This window comes from Enterobacter asburiae, from assembly GCF_008080435.1.
In the GTDB taxonomy this organism is placed as follows: Bacteria; Pseudomonadota; Gammaproteobacteria; order Enterobacterales; family Enterobacteriaceae; genus Enterobacter; species Enterobacter asburiae_C.
Genome location: NZ_VRKN01000013.1, coordinates 1 through 18265, shown reverse-complemented (window position 1 = coordinate 18265; position 18265 = coordinate 1). Strand labels below are relative to the sequence as shown.

The window sequence follows — 18265 nt, the reverse complement described above, 5'->3', positions numbered from 1 at the left end:
GCAGCGCCATCAGCATGCTAACTCAGTTTGGGCACTTGTAGACCTGGCCATTCATCTGGCTGGCGGTCGGGACGAAGCTGGACAGCATACTCTGCGTTGGGCTGCTCACGCCGTAAATCACGTTACCGCCCATTGCCGCAGCCTGGTTACGCAGGGCATTCGCTGCACCGCGCATAGAGCCACCTTCTTCGCCATGCTGACCTGACATCCAGTTGCTTTGCTCACCGGTTGCCGTGCCTAACAGCTGGCATTCACTGCCAGGCTTATCTTCCACAAAGCGAACGCTCTGGCCCGCTGCCGACAGCTCATTGCTGGAGCTACAACCTGCCAGCAGCAATGCTGCCCCTACAATCCCTGCACAGACTTTTACGCGCATGTTATTCCTCGTTTTCAATAAGCTGGACAGTAGTTGTCCGTGTCTAAATCTTATACCTAAAAGATGACCAAAAGAAAAACCCCCGAGCATCTCTGCCCGGGGGTTTTTCACATTCTACGACGTAGAGCGCACGATTACATCATGCCGCCCATACCGCCCATGCCGCCCATACCCGCAGCGCCTAAGTCAGGCGCATCGCCTTTAGGCATATCGGTCACCATGCACTCGGTGGTGATCATCAGACCCGCTACAGATGCCGCATACTGCAGAGCAGAACGGGTCACTTTCGTTGGGTCCAGGATACCGAAGTCGATCATGTTGCCGTATTCTTCCGTTGCTGCGTTGTAACCGTAGTTACCTTCGCCCGCTTTCACGTTGTTGGTCACAACAGATGGCTCTTCACCGGCGTTAGAAACGATCTGACGCAGAGGGGCTTCCATTGCGCGCAGCGCAACTTTGATACCCACGTTCTGATCTTCGTTCTGTGCGGTCAGGCCTGCCAGCTTAGCGGCAACACGCACCAGCGCAACACCACCACCCGCAACTACGCCTTCTTCTACCGCAGCACGGGTCGCGTGCAGGGCATCGTCAACGCGTGCTTTTTTCTCTTTCATTTCAACTTCGGTAGCCGCACCGACTTTGATTACCGCAACGCCGCCAGCCAGTTTCGCTACGCGCTCCTGCAGTTTTTCACGGTCGTAATCGGAAGTTGCTTCTTCGATCTGCTTACGGATCTGACCAACGCGGCCCTGAATAGCGGCTTCTTCGCCAACGCCATCGATGATGGTGGTGGTGTCTTTGTTGATCACAACGCGTTTCGCCTGGCCCAGGTCTTCCAGGGTCGCTTTTTCCAGCTCCATACCGATCTCTTCAGAGATCACGGTACCGCCGGTCAGGGTAGCGATATCCTGCAGCATCGCTTTACGGCGATCGCCGAAGCCAGGTGCTTTAACCGCAGCCACTTTCACGATGCCGCGCATGGTGTTAACCACCAGGGTCGCCAGCGCTTCGCCTTCAACGTCTTCAGCGATGATAACCAGCGGCTTGCCTGCTTTCGCAACGGCTTCCAGCACTGGCAGCATTTCGCGGATGTTGGAGATTTTCTTGTCAGCCAGCAGAATGAACGGGCTTTCCAGCTCAACAGCGCCAGTCTCTGGCTTGTTGATGAAGTATGGGGACAGGTAACCGCGGTCAAACTGCATACCTTCAACCACGTCCAGTTCGTCTTCCAGACCGGTACCGTCTTCAACGGTGATCACGCCTTCTTTACCGACTTTGTCCATCGCTTCAGCGATCAGTTTACCTACAGTTTCGTCGGAGTTAGCGGAGATGGTACCTACCTGAGCAATGGCTTTAGAGTCAGAGCACGGTACGGACAGCGCTTTCAGTTCTTCAACAGCGGCAATGACAGCTTTGTCGATACCACGTTTCAGATCCATTGGGTTCATGCCCGCAGCAACGGCTTTCAGACCTTCGGTGATGATCGCCTGCGCCAGTACGGTCGCGGTGGTGGTACCGTCGCCTGCCGCGTCGTTCGCTTTAGAGGCAACTTCTTTCACCATCTGCGCGCCCATGTTTTCGAACTTGTCTTCCAGCTCAATTTCACGTGCTACAGAAACACCATCTTTGGTGATGGTTGGCGCGCCGAAGGATTTATCCAGCACTACGTTACGGCCTTTCGGGCCCAGGGTCACTTTAACTGCATCTGCCAGTACGTTTACGCCGCGGAGCATTTTTACACGAGCGTCGTTACCGAATTTTACGTCTTTAGCTGCCATGTTCTTATTTCCTCAAATTCTCGTGCGTAAATTACGCTTCAACAATTGCCAGAATGTCGCTCTCGGACATGATCAACACTTCTTCATTGTCGATCTTCTCGGATTTCACGCCGTAGCCATCGTTGAAAATTACGATGTCACCAACTTTAACGTCCAGTGGCTGCACAGTTCCGTTTTCCAGGATGCGGCCCTTACCGACAGCGATGATTTCGCCACGCGTTGATTTGGCTGCTGCAGAACCGGTCAGAACGATGCCGCCAGCAGACTTGGTTTCAACTTCTTTACGTTTGACGATCACACGATCATGTAACGGACGAATACTCATTGATAGCTCTCCTTTGAGAAAGTCATTATCAGTTATGGATGACGCCGGGCCGCATGCGGTTTTCCGACTAGTGCCCTGAGAGATGGGGATAGCTTTTTCCCCCTTCAAGGGGGAGTCGAAAAAAAAATTTGCGAAAGTGTTACCATCGCCTCTCTTTTGGTACTGGCAGGGCGATGTCAATGAGTGGACTCAAGCAGGAGTTGGGGCTGGCGCAGGGCGTTGGACTGCTCTCAACCTCCTTGTTAGGTACGGGCGTGTTTGCCGTACCCGCACTGGCGGCGCTGGTGGCTGGAAATAATAGCCTGTGGGCGTGGCCAGCGCTGATTGTATTGGTTTTCCCGATAGCCATTGTGTTTGCCATCCTGGGGCGGCATTTCCCCAGCGCGGGCGGCGTGGCACACTTTGTCGGACTGGCCTTTGGTCCGCGACTGCAGCGTGTTACCGGCTGGCTGTTTCTCTCCGTCATTCCGGTTGGCCTCCCTGCGGCGTTGCATATTGCGACCGGATTTGGTCAGGCGCTGTTTGGCTGGCATAACGAGCAGTTATTGCTGGCCGAGTTGGGTACGCTGGCTATCGTCTGGTGGGTAGGCTCTCGCGGAGCCAGCTCCAGCGCCAACCTGCAGACACTGGTTGCGGTGCTGATTGTCGCGCTCGTTGCCGCTATCTGGTGGGCGGGCGATATCACAATCAAGGAAATTCCCTTCCCGACGGTGACAGACGTCGACCATTCACAGCTTTTCGCCGCGCTCTCCGTCATGTTCTGGTGTTTTGTGGGTCTGGAAGCCTTTGCCCATCTGGCCTCTGAATTTAAGCAGCCTGAACGCGATTTCCCCCGCGCGCTGATGATAGGCCTGCTGCTGGCAGGCACGGTCTATTGGGCGTGTACCGTGCTGGTATTACACTTCCACGCGTTCGGTGCGGATCTCGCTGCCGCTGCATCGCTGCCGGGTATCGTGGTGGAACTGTTCGGTGTAAAAGCGCTGTGGATCGCCTGCGTCATCGGCTATCTGGCCTGTTTTGCCAGCCTGAATATTTATATCCAGAGCTTTGCCCGGCTGGTGTGGTCGCAGGCGCTCTACAAACCCGAGAATCGCCTCGCGCGCCTGTCTACACGCCAGCTTCCGCTGAATGCTCTGAATGCCGTCCTGGGCTGCTGCGTGGTGAGTACGCTGTGTATTTACGCACTGAAGATCAATCTGGACGCGCTGATCGTCTACGCCAACGGTATTTTCATCATGATCTACCTGCTGTGCATGCTGGCGGGATGTCGTTTGCTGAAAGGTCGCTATAAAGCACTGGCGGTCGTCGGGGGTGTGCTTTGCCTGCTGTTACTGGCGATGGTGGGCTGGAAGAGTGTGTACGCGATAGTCATGCTGGCAGGGCTGTGGGTCTTTTTGCCGAAGCGCGGTGCGCTCCCGGAGGCCCGGTAAGCGAAGCCACCGGGCAACAAAATCACCGATCGTCTTTATGGTCTAAACGGTCGTGCTGTTCATCCTTACGCTGATACTCCCCTTCAAAGGTATCGCCCGGCCCGGTGCTGAACCCGCCGCCCGGCATACGGCTAAAGCGCAGATGCGGCAGCAGCTTCATGGTCAGGTGTTTTTGCACTGGCGGCAGAAGCAGCAGAAGGCCGAGGAAGTCGGTGAAGAACCCCGGCAGGATCAGCAGCAGCCCCGCAATAATCAGCGATACGCTTTTGATCATCTCGGCTGCCGGGCTTTCACCGGCAGCCATCTTCTGCTGCATTAACAGGAAATTTTTGAAACCCTGATTACGCACCAGCGACATGCCGATGACGGAGGTGAAAATCACCAGAATCAGCGTCAACAGGACGCCCAGCACATGGGCAACCTGGATGAAAATGGAAATCTCAATGTAAACATAGAGAAAGAAAGCAATAAACGGTATCCAGCGCACTGGCATCTCCTGTGTGGCAAGGGCCGTCGGGCCCCTGTCTGAATGTGTTCGCGACGCGCGTTTGTATGAAATGGTGACGGTTAGCGAAAATTCAATCAGTTTGCACGGATATTTTTTTTGGAAATATTAAAGCGGTGACCCATTTCACAGATTAATAATTATCATGGAATCGGCTCAATAATAAGTGATCCAGCTTACGGCAATTCGCTATCATCAGCATATGATCTCGAGCATCTGGCTGATTGAGGGAATAATCGTCGGCCAGAAAATATTCAAAACCACATAAATACTGTGTGTTTAGTACAATCCATCGGCAGCTTGAAAAGAAGGTTCACATGTTAAACAACATTCGTATCGAAGAAGACTTGTTGGGTACCAGGGAAGTTCCAGCGGATGCCTACTACGGTGTTCACACTCTGAGAGCGATTGAAAACTTCTACATCAGCAACAGCAAAATCAGCGACATCCCTGAGTTTGTCCGTGGCATGGTGATGGTAAAGAAAGCCGCAGCACTGGCCAACAAAGAGCTGCAAACCATTCCTAAAAGCGCGGCAAATGCGATTATCGCGGCCTGCGATGAAGTGCTGAACAACGGCAAATGCATGGACCAGTTCCCGGTTGACGTCTATCAGGGCGGCGCGGGCACCTCCGTCAACATGAATACCAACGAAGTACTGGCAAACATCGGCCTGGAGCTGATGGGTCACCAGAAAGGTGAATACCAGTACCTGAACCCGAACGACCACGTTAACAAATGCCAGTCCACCAACGACGCCTACCCTACCGGCTTCCGTATCGCGGTGTATGCCTCTGTAGTGAAACTGGTGGACGCGATCAACCAACTGGGTGATGGCTTCCAGCGTAAAGCGGTTGAGTTCCAGGACATCCTGAAAATGGGTCGTACCCAGCTGCAGGACGCGGTGCCGATGACGCTCGGCCAGGAATTCCACGCGTTTAACGTGCTGCTTAACGAAGAGACCAAAAACCTGCTGCGCACCTCCGAGCTGCTGCTGGAAGTGAACCTGGGCGCAACCGCCATCGGTACGCGTCTGAACACCCCGGATGGCTATCAGCAGCTGGCGGTACAGAAGCTGGCTGAAGTCTCTAACCTGCCGGTTGTGCCTGCAGAAGACCTGATTGAAGCCACCTCAGACTGCGGCGCCTACGTCATGGTACACAGCGCCCTGAAACGTCTGGCAGTGAAACTGTCCAAAATCTGTAACGACCTGCGCCTGCTCTCTTCCGGTCCGCGTGCTGGCCTGAACGAAATCAACCTGCCAGAACTGCAGGCGGGTTCGTCCATCATGCCAGCCAAGGTGAACCCGGTCGTGCCAGAAGTGGTGAACCAGGTTTGCTTCAAAGTCATCGGTAACGATACGACCGTGACCATGGCCTCTGAAGCGGGTCAGCTGCAGCTGAACGTGATGGAGCCAGTGATTGGCCAGGCGATGTTTGAATCTATCCACATCCTGACGAACGCCTGCTACAACCTGCTGGAAAAATGCATTAACGGCATCACAGCGAATAAAGAAGTCTGTGAGGGTTATGTCTATAACTCCATCGGGATCGTCACCTACCTCAATCCGTTCATCGGTCACCACAATGGTGACATCGTCGGTAAGATTTGCGCCGAAACCGGTAAGAGCGTACGTGAAGTGGTGCTGGAGCGCGGGCTGTTGACCGAAGCTGAGCTGGACGATATCTTCTCGGCCCAGAACCTGATGCACCCGGCATATAAAGCGAAACGATATACCGATGAAAGCGAACAGTAACCATTCAGGCTAGGCTTCTTAAGGCACGTCACTTGTGACGTGCCTTTTTTCTTTTTAGGCGTTACCAAAATACAACAATTCAATATCAACTTGTTAATAAGCAAGGAAGGTCCTTATGTTTGGAGCAGAACTCGTCATCGTCTTGTTGGCGATTTATTTGGGAGCAAGACTCGGGGGTATCGGCATCGGTTTTGCCGGCGGTCTCGGGGTGCTCGTTCTTACCCTTATCTTTCAGATTAAACCCGGCGCAATCCCGTTTGACGTTATCGAAATCATTATGGCAGTTATTGCCGCTATCGCCGCCATGCAGGTGGCAGGTGGAATGGACTACCTGGTGAGCCTGGCGGAGCGTATGCTGCGCCGCCATCCCAAATACATTACCTTCCTTGCCCCGCTGGTGACCTGGTTTATGACCATTCTCGCCGGTACGGGCCACACCGCCTTCTCTACGCTGCCGGTGATTACCGAAGTGGCGAAAGAGCAGGGTATCCGTCCGTCTCGTCCGCTCTCTATTGCCGTCGTCGCGTCCCAGATTGCGATTACCGCCTCGCCGATTTCCGCTGCGGTGGTCTTCTTCGCCGGTATTCTGGAGCCGATGGGCGTGAGCTACCTGACGCTGCTGGCGATCTGTATCCCGGTGACGCTGATTGCGGTGATGATTACTGCCGTGCTGTGTAACTTCCTCGGTGCCGAGCTGAAAGACGATCCGGTTTATCAGGAACGCCTTGCCAAGGGTGAAGTGAGACTGCGCGGCAGCCAGGTCTTTAAGCTGAAGCCGCACGCAAAACGCTCCGTGCTGCTGTTCCTGATCGGTATTGTCGCAGTCATGTTCTACGCGACCGCTATCAGCGATACCGTGGGCCTGATCCAGAACCCGGTCCTGCCGCGTAACGAAGCGATTGTGGTGTTTATGCTGACTATCGCGACGCTGATTAGCATCACCTGTAAAATTGACACCAGCGAAGTGCTGAACGCCAGCACCTTCAAATCCGGTATGAGCGCCTGCGTGTGTGTACTGGGTGTGGCGTGGCTTGGTGATACCTTCGTGAAAGCGCACATCAGCGACATCCAGACCGTTGCCGGCGACCTGCTGCACAACTACCCGTGGCTGCTGGCGGTAGTGCTGTTCTTTGCCGCTACCCTGCTTTACTCCCAGGCGGCAACCACTAAAGCGCTAATGCCTGCGGCATTGATGCTGGGCGTAACCCCGTTAACCGCCATCGCCTCGTTTGCTGCCGTTTCTGCGCTGTTTGTGTTGCCAACCTACCCAACCCTGCTGGCGGCGGTGGAGATGGACGACACCGGCTCAACCCGTATCGGTAAGTATGTGTTTAACCACGCGTTCCTGATCCCAGGTGTGGTCGCCATTTCACTTTGCGTGATCCTCGGCTTTATCATTGGCGGCGTGGTGCTGTAAACGGTGAGTGGTTGTAAAAATAGTTAAAATCGGGCCGCTCTGCGGCCCGTTTCATTAATGACCAACCACCTTGCGTGATATAGTGAAGCCTTTCGTGATGAGGAGGTCGACTTGTGAACACGCCTGATGCTGTTGTCGTACTGTGTACCGCCCCTGATGAAGCCTCTGCACAGGATCTCGCCGCTAAAGTGCTGGCCGAAAAACTGGCTGCCTGCGTGACGCTCCTCCCCGGAGCCACCTCCCTTTATTACTGGGAAGGCAAGCTGGAGCAGGAGTACGAAGTCCAGATGTTGCTCAAAACTAATCTGGCTAATCAGCAGGCGCTCCTGGACTGCCTCAAATCTCATCATCCTTACCAAACCCCGGAACTGCTGGTCTTGCCAGTGGTTCATGGCGATAACGACTATCTCTCATGGCTCAACGCTTCCTTACGCTGATCCTGCTGCTGTGCAGCACATCAGCTTTTGCCGGGTTGTTTGACGCGCCCGGCCGTTCGAATTTCATCCCTGCCGACCAGGCGTTTATCTTCGATTTTCAGCAAAACCAGCACGACCTGACCCTCACCTGGCAGGTGAAAGAGGGCTACTACCTCTATCGCAAGCAGGTAAGCATCACCCCAGCCCAGGCAAAAGTGGGCGCACTGCAGTTGCCCGCTGGCGAGTGGCATAAGGACGAGTTTTACGGCAAGAGTGAAATCTACCGCCAGCGCTTAAGCGTCCCCGTCACGGTGAATCAGGCGGATAAAGGCGCGACGTTGACGGTAACCTATCAGGGGTGCGCGGATGCCGGATTCTGCTATCCACCTGAAACGAAGGTCGTTCCGCTCAGCGAAGTTAACGCTGCTGCCGCCTTTCCCCCTCTCCCCTCGGATGAGACGAGCGAAGAGCGCACAGAACTTCCGTTCTCAGCACTTTGGGCCTTGCTGATCGGTATCGGCATTGCCTTTACGCCGTGCGTGCTGCCAATGTATCCGCTCATCTCTGGTATCGTGCTGGGCGGTAAGCAACGGCTTTCCACCGCACGCGCCCTGCTGTTGGCCTTTATTTATGTGCAGGGCATGGCGTTGACCTACACTGCCCTTGGCCTTGTGGTTGCCGCTGCCGGGTTACAGTTCCAGGCCGCACTGCAGCATCCTTACGTCCTTATTGGCTTGTCGGGGGTCTTCATCCTGCTGGCACTGGCGATGTTCGGCCTGTTTACCCTGCAGTTACCGTCGGCTTTGCAGACTCGCTTAACGCTGATGAGTAACCGCCAGCAGGGTGGCTCGGCGGGTGGGGTATTCGCGATGGGAGCTATCGCCGGTTTGATTTGTTCCCCTTGCACCACCGCACCGCTGAGCGCCATCCTGCTCTATATCGCCCAGAGCGGCAACATGTGGCTCGGCGGCGGAACGTTGTACCTGTATGCCCTGGGCATGGGCCTGCCGCTGATTCTGGTCACGGTTTTCGGCAATCGACTGCTGCCGAAGAGCGGCCCGTGGATGGAAACGGTGAAAACCGCATTTGGCTTTGTCATCCTCGCGCTGCCGGTGTTCCTCCTTGAGCGTATCATCGGCGACGCCTGGGGTTTGCGCCTGTGGGCGATGCTCGGCGTAGCATTCTTTGCCTGGGCGTTTATCGTCAGCCTGGGGGCGAAAAAGCCATGGATGCGCCTGGTGCAAATCCTGCTGCTGGCTGCCGCGCTGGTGAGCGTACGCCCTCTGCAGGACTGGGCGTTCGGCACACCGGTGAGTCAGACGCAAGCGCACCTGAACTTCACCCAGATTAAAAACGTGGATGAACTCAATAGCGCCCTGGCAGAGGCAAAAGGCAAACCGGTGATGCTCGATCTCTATGCCGACTGGTGTGTCGCCTGCAAAGAGTTTGAAAAATATACCTTTAGCGATCCACAGGTGCAAAGCGCCCTGAAAGAGACCGTTTTGCTCCAGGCGAACGTCACAGCCAATAATGCGCAGGATAAGGCTCTGCTGAAGCAGCTTAACGTGCTCGGGCTGCCAACCATTCTGTTCTTCAATCAACAGGGCCAGGAGCAGCCAGAACAGCGTGTAACCGGGTTTATGGATGCGGCGGCATTTAGCGCGCATTTGCGCAATCGCCAACCGTAAACAACACTTTAAACGGGACAAACCGTTGGGAATAGCGGAGGAGATAACCGTGCAACGTGAAGACGTACTGGGACAAGCCCTGCAACTACTTGAGATTCAAGGGATCGCCAGCACCACGCTTGAGATGGTAGCCGACCGTATCGATTACCCCCTGGATGAACTTAAGCGCTTCTGGCCGGATAAAGAGGCGCTACTCTATGACGCCCTGCGCTATCTCAGCCAGCAGGTTGATATCTGGCGCAGGCAACTGATGCTGAATGAAGAACTGACTGCGGAGCAAAAGCTGCTGGCGCGCTATTCCGCCCTGACGGAATGTGTCAGCAACAACCGCTACCCGGGTTGTCTGTTCATCGCCGCCTGCACTTACTTTCCCGACCCTGGCCATCCTATCCATCAGTTGGCAGACCAGCAAAAACGGGCAGCGCATGACTTCACCCACGAGCTGCTGACCACGCTGGAAGTCGATGACCCGGCGATGGTGGCGAAGCAAATGGAGCTGGTGCTGGAAGGTTGCCTCAGCCGCATGCTGGTAAACCGTAGCCAGGCCGATGTGGATACGGCGCACCGTCTGGCGGAAGATATTTTGCGGTTTGCTCAGTGTCGTATGGGCGGGGCGTTAACGTAAGCATAGTTTGGCCTTTTTGCCCCAGAAGCCAGCAAATTGCCGTAAACTTGAGCAGTTGAACAGCTTTTCCCGAAATAGTGTTGACGATCTCATGCGATTGCGGTTTAATGCGCTCCGTTGCCCGGATAGCTCAGTCGGTAGAGCAGGGGATTGAAAATCCCCGTGTCCTTGGTTCGATTCCGAGTCCGGGCACCACTCATTTAGAAACGGACGTCTACTGACGTCCGTTTTGCTTTATAAAGTCAACAAGTTATCCCCTTCTAGTTGTCTACTACTGTCCGTTAAAATCTACTGGCAGCGCCCCTTATTTGTTGGTAAAAATGTTGGTAATCTCAGTTCGATGAGATTTTTACCAACATTTGCACAAGGGGGCTTATCATGCGCTTAACTGATATTGCTGTAAAAAACGCCAAGCCTTCCGACAAGCAGATCAAGCTATCAGATGGTAAGGGGCTTTATCTGCTGGTGCATCCCAACGGTTCCAAATACTGGCAAGCGGCTTATCGCTTCGATGGTAAGCAAAAGGTCTTCTCAATTGGCACCTACCCTTCTGTATCGCTCTCAGAAGCTCGTACAAGCCTCTTAGAGATGAAATCTCTGTTAGCTAATGGAGTTGACCCGTTGCAGCAAAAAAAGGCTGTAAAAGCTCAGGAGCGCGGAGATTTTACGTTTGAGGCAGTGGCGCGGGACTGGCACAAAAAAATGTCTGTCAGTGAGCGTTGGATACCTCAGCATAGTGAACGTATTTTAAACAGCCTTATTAATCATCTTTTCCCTGCTATCGGCTCAAAAGATATTACCAAGTTGACTACGCGCGATCTGTTGCTTCCACTTCGTAAAATTGAAGGCAAAGGTCAGCACGAAACGGCTTCACGCCTGAAACAACGTATTACCGCTATCATGCGTTATGCTGTCCAAGAAGATATGATTAACAATAATCCCGCTAATGAACTTGGCGGTACGCTAATCACACCTAAAAGAACGCATTACCCGGCGCTTGAACTTGAGCAGATACCTGATCTTTTAAGTCGTATAGATTCCTATAAAGGCCGTAGACTCACTGTATTAGCTTTAAAGCTCACTATGCTTGTATTCATCCGGTCAAGTGAACTACGATTTGCCAGATGGTCGGAAATCGACTTTAAAAACGCTTTATGGGTTATTCCACCGGAAAGAGATGAGATCGATAATGTTAGATTTTCTGAGCGAGGCTCTAAAATGCGGATACCTCATTATGTGCCGTTAAGCCTTCAGGCTATTGAAATATTGAAAGAGCTAAAAGAGATTAGTTATGACATTAGTAATGGTGAAGGGTTGATATTCATCGGTTGCCATGATTATCGCAAACCCATGAGCGAAAATACGGTTAATAAGGCATTGCGTCTTATGGGCTATAACACTCAAACTCAAATTTGCGGACATGGCTTCCGTACAATGGCTTGTAGTAGTCTGGTTGAGTCGGGTATATGGACTGAGGATGCTATTGAAAGACAAATGAGCCATAAAGAACAAAATAATGTTCGGGCTGCTTATACTCATAAAGCAAAACATATTATACAACGCCGATTAATGTTGCAATGGTGGGCGGATTATCTTGATGCCAATAAAGAGAAACATATTATGCCTTTTGAATATGCAAGGATTATTTGATATGCAATTATTAATGCTATTTAAAATGACTGCATAGCCATTTAAAGATGAGAAGCGATATAATGCCAAAGTCTACGACATACCTCATAAACATACTACTTTGTATAATACTATTGATTTTACTCATATGGGGATCCAATATTGTAGTAAACTGGTTTAAGAGCCAGAGCTACCACGGTTATGTAATTTATAATTGTCCAAAAGATATCAACATCGAAAAAATGGCATGGTTCGAAATTACTGAGCGCTGTAAAATTGTAGAAAGTGTCGATGAGAAATTTTTTAGAATAGACGAAAGCAAAGTTAAGGAAAGAGCCAGAGATTGGGCTAAAACTGCTGATTACATGACAAACGTAAAAGTAATGGGTGAAACTTCCAAACCGCAAAATACTTATTATAAGATCTGGTAATAAAGTAGTGCTTAATATAAAAGAGGCTTAAAGCCTCTTTTATCGCGGTTTAAAACCAAGAGGTTTTAAATGCTGATCGTCTTCCTGCTGTGGTGTTGTTTCATTTTTTTGTTTTTCTTTTTTAAGAGTTTTTTTTAGCTTCGATTTAAATCTATTTTCATACTCAGCAATATATACAGGTTTTTTCTTTATTTCTTCTTTAATCACTTTTTCTTTATTCTTCGGCTGAATAACTGGTTTTTTAATACCTAAACGTTCTCTTATTTCTTCGATCTTAGTTGCTCTACTATTGAAACGGCTACCGCTCTTGAGTCTAAATTTATTTGTGGCTGCGCTTGCGGTTTCTGCATGATCAAGTATCCTACTGATAGAACCGCCACTAAATGTATTGCTCCCACGATTAAAGCTACTTTTATTATAAGTTTTGATTGGTTCTTTATGGTATTGTTTTTTAACTCTGTTGAGTATTTGTGCAGCTTTCTGTGTTGTTCTTCTAACTTTATGGTTTGCTGATCTATTATATTTTTCGCTGAGTTTAAAGCCGTTGTTGTTGCTTCTAATGAGTTGTTCACTCTTGTTAGTGTCTGTTGCGTCTGATTTAATGCTGTGCTGACTGATTCTGATAATATCATCATCGATTCCGTCAACGGCTCTACTGTCATTGATATTTGGTTCAACAAATGATCGTCCAACACTATTTGGTTCATCATCTTTTCTTGCTGAGAAGCTTCTAACGAGTTCATCATCTCTATTTTTGTCATATTTCACCCTACCTTTAATAGTGTTCCAACTAAATTTTTTACCAAGAGATGATCCCTTGAAGAAAATATTTTTTTCATTATTTTTGATGCCAAACGACACCCCGGCGACGTTGCCAGTAGAAGCAACGTTGAAGGCCGGATCGATGCCTACAGCCTGTAGTCTGTCTATGAACGTCTGTAGATCTGGTTTACCCAACATAGCCGCCTGTAATGCGTTCTGTAGCACGATACGAGCTGATTTCTCACCTGTACGTAGGGCTTGCTCGATCTCAGATTTGGTTGGTGCTGATACGTCTGATTTCTGACCTTTTAAGCCATCAGTAATGGTTAAGCCGTGCTTTACTTCTAAACGTTCACAAGCTGCTATTGTATTAAATGCTGAGTGCTGACCGTGCCATACAGAACCATCCAGCCCAACACGATTAGCTACTATGTGGATATGGTCTTTATCTGTATCTTTATGACGCACACAAATATATTGATGTTTTTCTATATCAATATTCATTTCTTTCAAATAGTCTTTTGCTATCTCTTCCCATTTTTCATCTGTTAATTTTTCATTCTGTGGCACAGATAAAAAAGCATGAAAGACTGGTTTATTTATATCTCTTCTAAAACTGCTTACAGCTTTAAACTCATCAGTTAAATCACTAACATTATTTTTATCTGCTGACATATTGCTACAAATGAAATCATGATCATCTTTTAATATATACTTAACTCTGTTTTTAAATGATTTACCTGACTTCGCTACGTATCCTTTCATATATAACCTAAATCCTTGTTCATTTCTATTATCCTTCTGCTGACCTGCTTTATATTAAAGTTGAGTTTATCAACCTCATTTTTATCAAAATACTCATTGCTGTTTAGTTTTTTTGTTGCTTGATTTATATTATTAGCAACTGCTGAAAGTTGTATATAAGTCTTCTGATTTATTTCCGGCATTTTTCTTTTTATCACTGGTTCAGAGTTTAAAATCTCTTTTCTAATGTAATGACCTCTTTCTAAACCAGATGCCTCAACAAGCTCTTTTAAGAATTCAAACTCTGCTTTGTTTACTCTGAACTGTATAGATATATCTCTGCGCTCTTCGTGACTTAATTCTATACGTCCTCTTTTCCTGTCTGTATCCATATATTAACCACCTGTAAACATATAATCTCTTATTGCTTTTATATAGTCTTCATCATTTTCATCAATCAACGATTTTAGAAGGTTATCAGCTTTATTTTCTTGTATATATCTATGAGCCACAAAATAGCACAACCTTTGTTCATCACTATTTATTTCACTAAAAGGTATATCTTTATCTTGTTCTATGTAATAAAAAAATCTTGCTAATATCTCAAACTTCATTTTTAAACTCATTTGTTTTTCTATGTCATCATCAATCATATTCTATTGTTCCTTTTGTATTTAATCAGTGCTTTTTTATCTATCATTTTTCTAACATCTGATATTGCTTGCTTTGCTTCACTTGAAGAGTTTGTTTTTCCTGTGCAGCTACGGATCATAAAACCTCCCAACATAATACAAAGTATTACCATTGCTACAGACATAATCATCATATTATTTTCTCCCTGACTAAAATTCTAAATAGTGTATTATAAGAACCTACTAATGAAATATCTTCAAACCACAATATAATATTTTCAGCTAAAGCAACCTTAGCCCTATTTGATAATTTATTTATTACCTCCACTACTTCGTTTAAATCTTTTATTTCAACATCTCTATTTGCTTCATCTCTTGCTTCACCTAAAAAATAGATACTTGCTTCAAGATAATACCTTAAGTAATCCAAGTCATAATGTTCATATTTCACAAATTCTTTTTTTGTATCCTCATCACCCAATATAGCATTAGTTAAATATTGATAATACTCTAATAAAATTTTACCATCTATGTTATTTATAAAACCCAAGTCATCATTCATTTTAAACACTCCTATAATATAATATTAAACTGTATGGTTTACCGCCTCCCCTTTGATAAGGGGAACAGGCGGAAGGGTAGATCTTTTTCAACCTTGCGAGTGAAACGAGACAAGGCAATCCGATAGGATTGGGTAAATAGCGGATACGCTATTACACCTTGCCTCAGTTTCCGAAAAACAAAAAATCAAAGCTGAACTACGCTTATATTTAAATAGATAACCGTTCTAAAATACTTGTCAATAGCGGCTACATAAATAAATACACTGCACGACAAATAAAATGCAAATAAAAGATAGGGTAAATAATATATTGTCTTTTGCAGCGGGGGTCAAATCGTCAAGTAATAGATCGCGGGGTCCCGCTGACGGCTTTTATGTCTTATGTCAGTGGGTTCCGATTTATTACTTGATGACGCAATGAAGGATATAAACTTTAGATAGGTGATGGTTCGCACTGCGAGCCATCACCTTGAAAGACAGGGCAGTTTTACATTCTTCGTCTAAAAGAAATCCGTTCAGAGAAAGCCAACTTGCTAAGAATAAATCCAAAAACCCCAATGACAAACAAACTTATATTAAATGCAACTATACCTGCACTCAACCCGATCAAAATCGACAATATTAAAGTCCCTAATATAACTAAAAATACGCACCAACCCGGAGGAGCACCGTATAATATAGTTGCTTGACATCCCGTGCATACGTGAACCCCTTTCTGACTTTCTTTTAGACAGTAGGGGCATTGAATGGTATTGTTTTCCATTTCCTAATCCTCTAATCTTTCTTAAAAACCGCACCTTGGTAAACTACACCGCCTTTGACTTTTTCTATTTTAAAAGTCCAAGAACCGAGATCTTTATTTTGAGTTCTTGCGATATAAACAGGCTTTTGGCTTTCATCCCAGCTTTTAACAGTAAAAACGCCATTTCTGAACTTGATCACGTCTTTCTGAATATCAAGTCTGACGCCATACTGTTGATTGATATAGTTGCCATAGATGCCATCATCACCGCACCCTGTTAGCCCTGTTAGCAGGACGGCAAGACCTGCTACTAACATAAATTTGCGCATACCTTTTCCTTCACAAATAGCACAGATCTACGATTGACCTGTAAACGCCTTAGAATTCAATTATTTTTATGTCTAGTCATATCGTTTGTACCGATCGAAAATCACACCACGATAGCCAATGACTATCATAAGTTACAAATCGATCGTTTATACCAATTAAACACCGATCGATCTGACAACATTTGATTGTCAAAACCTATCAATATCTAATTATCGATCTTTTATACCGATATTATCTGTTTAGGATTCGGATCTTGAAGGGAGAACAGCGGGCAAAGCTCTATAGTGGAATATCTGACGCGGGAAATATTTTAATATTTTTTAGAACTAGTTTTACTTTTATTTTGTTATTTAATTTTTTGTACTAGTAGTACTAGAATTTTATCAGATTAGGTTCTGGGTTTTAGATGGCGACTTTCAGTCGTAGTAGTTTTCCGTCAGGAAAACTTAGTTTTTCTTTAAGCATTCCCCCCCTACCCCCCACGCCTAAAATGGAAAGATAGAAGATGCTCATTGCGTCTTGAAAATATTCAGAACGTTTCCATTCTGATACTTCCCCCACGACCCACGCAAACAATACCATTGCTATTTTAAAACACTTCTCGTTTTACTAAAGAAGCTATACTAATGTTCTAAAAAACTTTAGGTATTGCGATTCAGGTTGGCAGCTACGTATCACCCGGCACTGCCACAATAACATAAGAACCGCCAATCACTTGAGGAACCTTCATTCTTATACCTGATACAGCAGGTTTTAACGTTATTGCTTTTGAGGATTAAAAAGGGTTCTGGAAATGGTATTTAAAAGACTTGTAAAAAGTTGGGATTTAGATTTGACAAATATAAGTTGATTAGATAATACTTTATTTATATTTGTAATCACGTTCTCGTATAACTGATTACAAGACTTAAAAAAGTCAGCGAAAACTTTTTTAGTCCTTAAAAAGTCAGATTTAATATCTGACTTTTTTTGTATCTTTATTTTTTATAGATCTCTATATATTACCTGTCAATAGAGAATGAAAAATATTTTAAACACTACGATTAATTAGATAAAAGAACAAATAAAAAAGGCCGGATAAAATCCAGCCTTTACTCGAAGCATATAATATTTTTCATATATAGCCTTAAAACGCTCTGTATGCGATTTTAGACGTTTCACACTATAAATAGTGTAATCATATTCAAGTTAACAAATAGTAAGTGAGAGTGTTTTTACGCAGCCTGATTACGTGAATAAAAAATCTTTTCATCAATCCACTGATCAACTTCACTTTCAATGAATGCGATAGACCGTTCACCTGTTTTTACAGGTGATGGAAAACTATTATTTTTAATCAGTCGATAAATCCAAGCTCTACAGAATCCAGTACGATCGATTACTTCAGAAATACGGATAAGTTTTGTTTTTTCTTTCATATATTTTTCCTTGTGTTATTTGATGTAATGTATTATTCGAATATCGCTTATGACGATCAACACCTATTTTTAGATTTTTCATTGCGTTTAGAGAGAAAACGAGAATAAAAGAAGATAACTTAATTAAAAACAATTAGTTATAAAATTTAGCAAAAAGTGCTTTTTTATTTGACAACACGATATTTACACTATCTAAAAACTGATGTTTACTGATGTCTACTAACGAATAATAGCGTAACTTATTGATTTAAATTGACAACACTTATGATTTGTTGGTAAATTTACGTTGGTAAAAAACACTACATACTGATTTTTATTCTATAAAACATAGGATTGTATAAATGTTCGATTCCGAGTCCGGGCACCACTATTCAAAGAACCCAGCCTATGGCTGGGTTTTTGCTTTTCTGCGTTTATAAATCCCTTCTTTGTATTCTTGTTTCTCTTTGGCGTGGGATCGTGCGGCCTGCAGGTTTTGCAGGCCGGATAAGGCGAAGCCGCCATCCGGCATGTTTTATCGGGCACAAAGCAAAAAACCCCGCACCTTTCGGTACGGGGTTCTTCTGATTGATGCCTGGCAGTTCCCTACTCTCACATGGGGAGACCCCACACTACCATCGGCGCTACGGCGTTTCACTTCTGAGTTCGGCATGGGGTCAGGTGGGACCACCGCGCTAAAGCCGCCAGGCAAATTCTGTTAA

The 18265-nt window shown here is 46.9% G+C and carries 20 protein-coding genes, 1 tRNA gene and 1 rRNA gene; 9 read left to right on the top strand and 13 right to left on the bottom strand.

All coding sequences use genetic code 11. The features are described 5' to 3' along the window. Positions 1 to 22: 22 nt before the first annotated feature. The 3 genes from FU672_RS19265 to FU672_RS19255 form a co-directional block, all read right to left on the bottom strand. Positions 23 to 376: a DUF4156 domain-containing protein gene (locus tag FU672_RS19265; protein WP_148244440.1), complete on the bottom strand. Its 354-nt coding sequence runs from the start codon at positions 374 to 376 to the stop codon at positions 23 to 25. A 134-nt stretch (positions 377 to 510) separates the two neighbouring features. Next, positions 511 to 2154: a chaperonin GroEL gene (gene groL, locus FU672_RS19260; protein WP_148244439.1), complete on the bottom strand. Its 1644-nt coding sequence runs from the start codon at positions 2152 to 2154 to the stop codon at positions 511 to 513. A gap of 31 nt (positions 2155 to 2185) precedes the next feature. After that, positions 2186 to 2479: a co-chaperone GroES gene (locus tag FU672_RS19255; protein WP_003855929.1), complete on the bottom strand. Its 294-nt coding sequence runs from the start codon at positions 2477 to 2479 to the stop codon at positions 2186 to 2188. A 179-nt stretch (positions 2480 to 2658) separates the two neighbouring features. Here FU672_RS19255 and yjeH point away from each other — a divergent pair, with 179 nt between their 5' ends. After that, positions 2659 to 3909: an L-methionine/branched-chain amino acid transporter gene (gene yjeH / locus FU672_RS19250; RefSeq protein WP_148244438.1), complete on the top strand. Its 1251-nt coding sequence runs from the start codon at positions 2659 to 2661 to the stop codon at positions 3907 to 3909. A 22-nt stretch (positions 3910 to 3931) separates the two neighbouring features. Here yjeH and FU672_RS19245 read toward each other — a convergent pair whose 3' ends face one another. Further along, the gene (locus FU672_RS19245; RefSeq protein ID WP_023334227.1) at positions 3932 to 4396 is read right to left on the bottom strand and encodes an FxsA family protein; all 465 of its coding nucleotides are present in this window, start codon (positions 4394 to 4396) and stop codon (positions 3932 to 3934) included. 335 nt (positions 4397 to 4731) lie between these two features. On the opposite strand from FU672_RS19245, the gene aspA reads away from it, so the two are divergent. The 8 genes from aspA to FU672_RS19205 all read left to right on the top strand — a co-directional run bounded on the left by aspA (position 4732) and on the right by FU672_RS19205 (position 12374). Beyond that, positions 4732 to 6168 carry an aspartate ammonia-lyase gene (gene aspA, locus FU672_RS19240; RefSeq protein WP_003855923.1) on the top strand — a complete coding sequence of 479 codons (1437 nt, stop codon included), beginning with the start codon at positions 4732 to 4734 and terminating at the stop codon, positions 6166 to 6168. A 115-nt stretch (positions 6169 to 6283) separates the two neighbouring features. After that, complete coding sequence (locus FU672_RS19235) at positions 6284 to 7585, top strand: anaerobic C4-dicarboxylate transporter (RefSeq protein ID WP_148244437.1); 1302 nt, start codon at positions 6284 to 6286, stop codon at positions 7583 to 7585. Positions 7586 to 7698: 113 nt separating this feature from the next. Beyond that, entirely contained in the window at positions 7699 to 8022 is a 324-nt protein-coding gene (gene cutA / locus FU672_RS19230; protein WP_014168278.1) for a divalent cation tolerance protein CutA, read from the top strand. Beyond that, the gene (locus tag FU672_RS19225) at positions 7998 to 9689 is read left to right on the top strand and encodes a protein-disulfide reductase DsbD (protein ID WP_148244436.1); all 1692 of its coding nucleotides are present in this window, start codon (positions 7998 to 8000) and stop codon (positions 9687 to 9689) included. The genes cutA and FU672_RS19225 overlap by 25 nt, the downstream gene beginning before the upstream one ends. 49 nt (positions 9690 to 9738) lie before the next feature. Beyond that, entirely contained in the window at positions 9739 to 10314 is a 576-nt protein-coding gene (locus FU672_RS19220; protein ID WP_148244435.1) for a transcriptional regulator, read from the top strand. A gap of 119 nt (positions 10315 to 10433) precedes the next feature. After that, positions 10434 to 10509: transfer RNA gene (locus FU672_RS19215), tRNA-Phe, on the top strand. Positions 10510 to 10692: 183 nt separating this feature from the next. Next, the gene (locus FU672_RS19210; RefSeq protein WP_148244434.1) at positions 10693 to 11964 is read left to right on the top strand and encodes a tyrosine-type recombinase/integrase; all 1272 of its coding nucleotides are present in this window, start codon (positions 10693 to 10695) and stop codon (positions 11962 to 11964) included. Positions 11965 to 12185: 221 nt separating this feature from the next. Then, a complete protein-coding gene (locus FU672_RS19205) occupies positions 12186 to 12374 on the top strand; it encodes a hypothetical protein (RefSeq protein ID WP_139324428.1) in 189 nt (62 codons plus the stop codon). 39 nt (positions 12375 to 12413) lie between these two features. Here the strand turns inward: FU672_RS19205 and FU672_RS19200 are convergent, their stop codons facing one another. The 9 genes from FU672_RS19200 to rrf all read right to left on the bottom strand — a co-directional run bounded on the left by FU672_RS19200 (position 12414) and on the right by rrf (position 18252). Beyond that, a complete protein-coding gene (locus tag FU672_RS19200) occupies positions 12414 to 13901 on the bottom strand; it encodes a relaxase/mobilization nuclease domain-containing protein (protein ID WP_148244433.1) in 1488 nt (495 codons plus the stop codon). Beyond that, positions 13898 to 14272 (bottom strand): plasmid mobilization protein, encoded by a 375-nt coding sequence (locus tag FU672_RS19195; protein WP_148244432.1) that lies wholly within the window; start codon positions 14270 to 14272, stop codon positions 13898 to 13900. The genes FU672_RS19200 and FU672_RS19195 overlap by 4 nt, the downstream gene beginning before the upstream one ends. Positions 14273 to 14275: 3 nt before the next feature. Then, a complete protein-coding gene (locus tag FU672_RS19190) occupies positions 14276 to 14533 on the bottom strand; it encodes a hypothetical protein (RefSeq protein WP_148244431.1) in 258 nt (85 codons plus the stop codon). Further along, positions 14530 to 14706, bottom strand: coding sequence for a hypothetical protein (locus tag FU672_RS24890; RefSeq protein WP_167669088.1), 177 nt, complete (start codon positions 14704 to 14706; stop codon positions 14530 to 14532). Before FU672_RS24890 ends, FU672_RS19190 begins: the two co-directional genes overlap by 4 nt. Beyond that, a complete protein-coding gene (locus FU672_RS19185) occupies positions 14703 to 15074 on the bottom strand; it encodes a hypothetical protein (protein ID WP_148244430.1) in 372 nt (123 codons plus the stop codon). Before FU672_RS19185 ends, FU672_RS24890 begins: the two co-directional genes overlap by 4 nt. Before the next feature lie 487 nt (positions 15075 to 15561). Continuing rightward, positions 15562 to 15837, bottom strand: a complete 276-nt coding sequence (locus FU672_RS25210) for a hypothetical protein (RefSeq protein ID WP_086624904.1) — start codon at positions 15835 to 15837, stop codon at positions 15562 to 15564. 11 nt (positions 15838 to 15848) lie between these two features. Beyond that, complete coding sequence (locus FU672_RS19175; protein ID WP_086624903.1) at positions 15849 to 16145, bottom strand: hypothetical protein; 297 nt, start codon at positions 16143 to 16145, stop codon at positions 15849 to 15851. Between the two features lie 1215 nt (positions 16146 to 17360). Beyond that, positions 17361 to 17564 carry a helix-turn-helix transcriptional regulator gene (locus FU672_RS19170; RefSeq protein ID WP_035339627.1) on the bottom strand — a complete coding sequence of 68 codons (204 nt, stop codon included), beginning with the start codon at positions 17562 to 17564 and terminating at the stop codon, positions 17361 to 17363. Between the two features lie 572 nt (positions 17565 to 18136). Then, positions 18137 to 18252, bottom strand: a 5S ribosomal RNA gene (rrf, locus tag FU672_RS19165). Between the last annotated feature and the right edge of the window lie 13 nt (positions 18253 to 18265).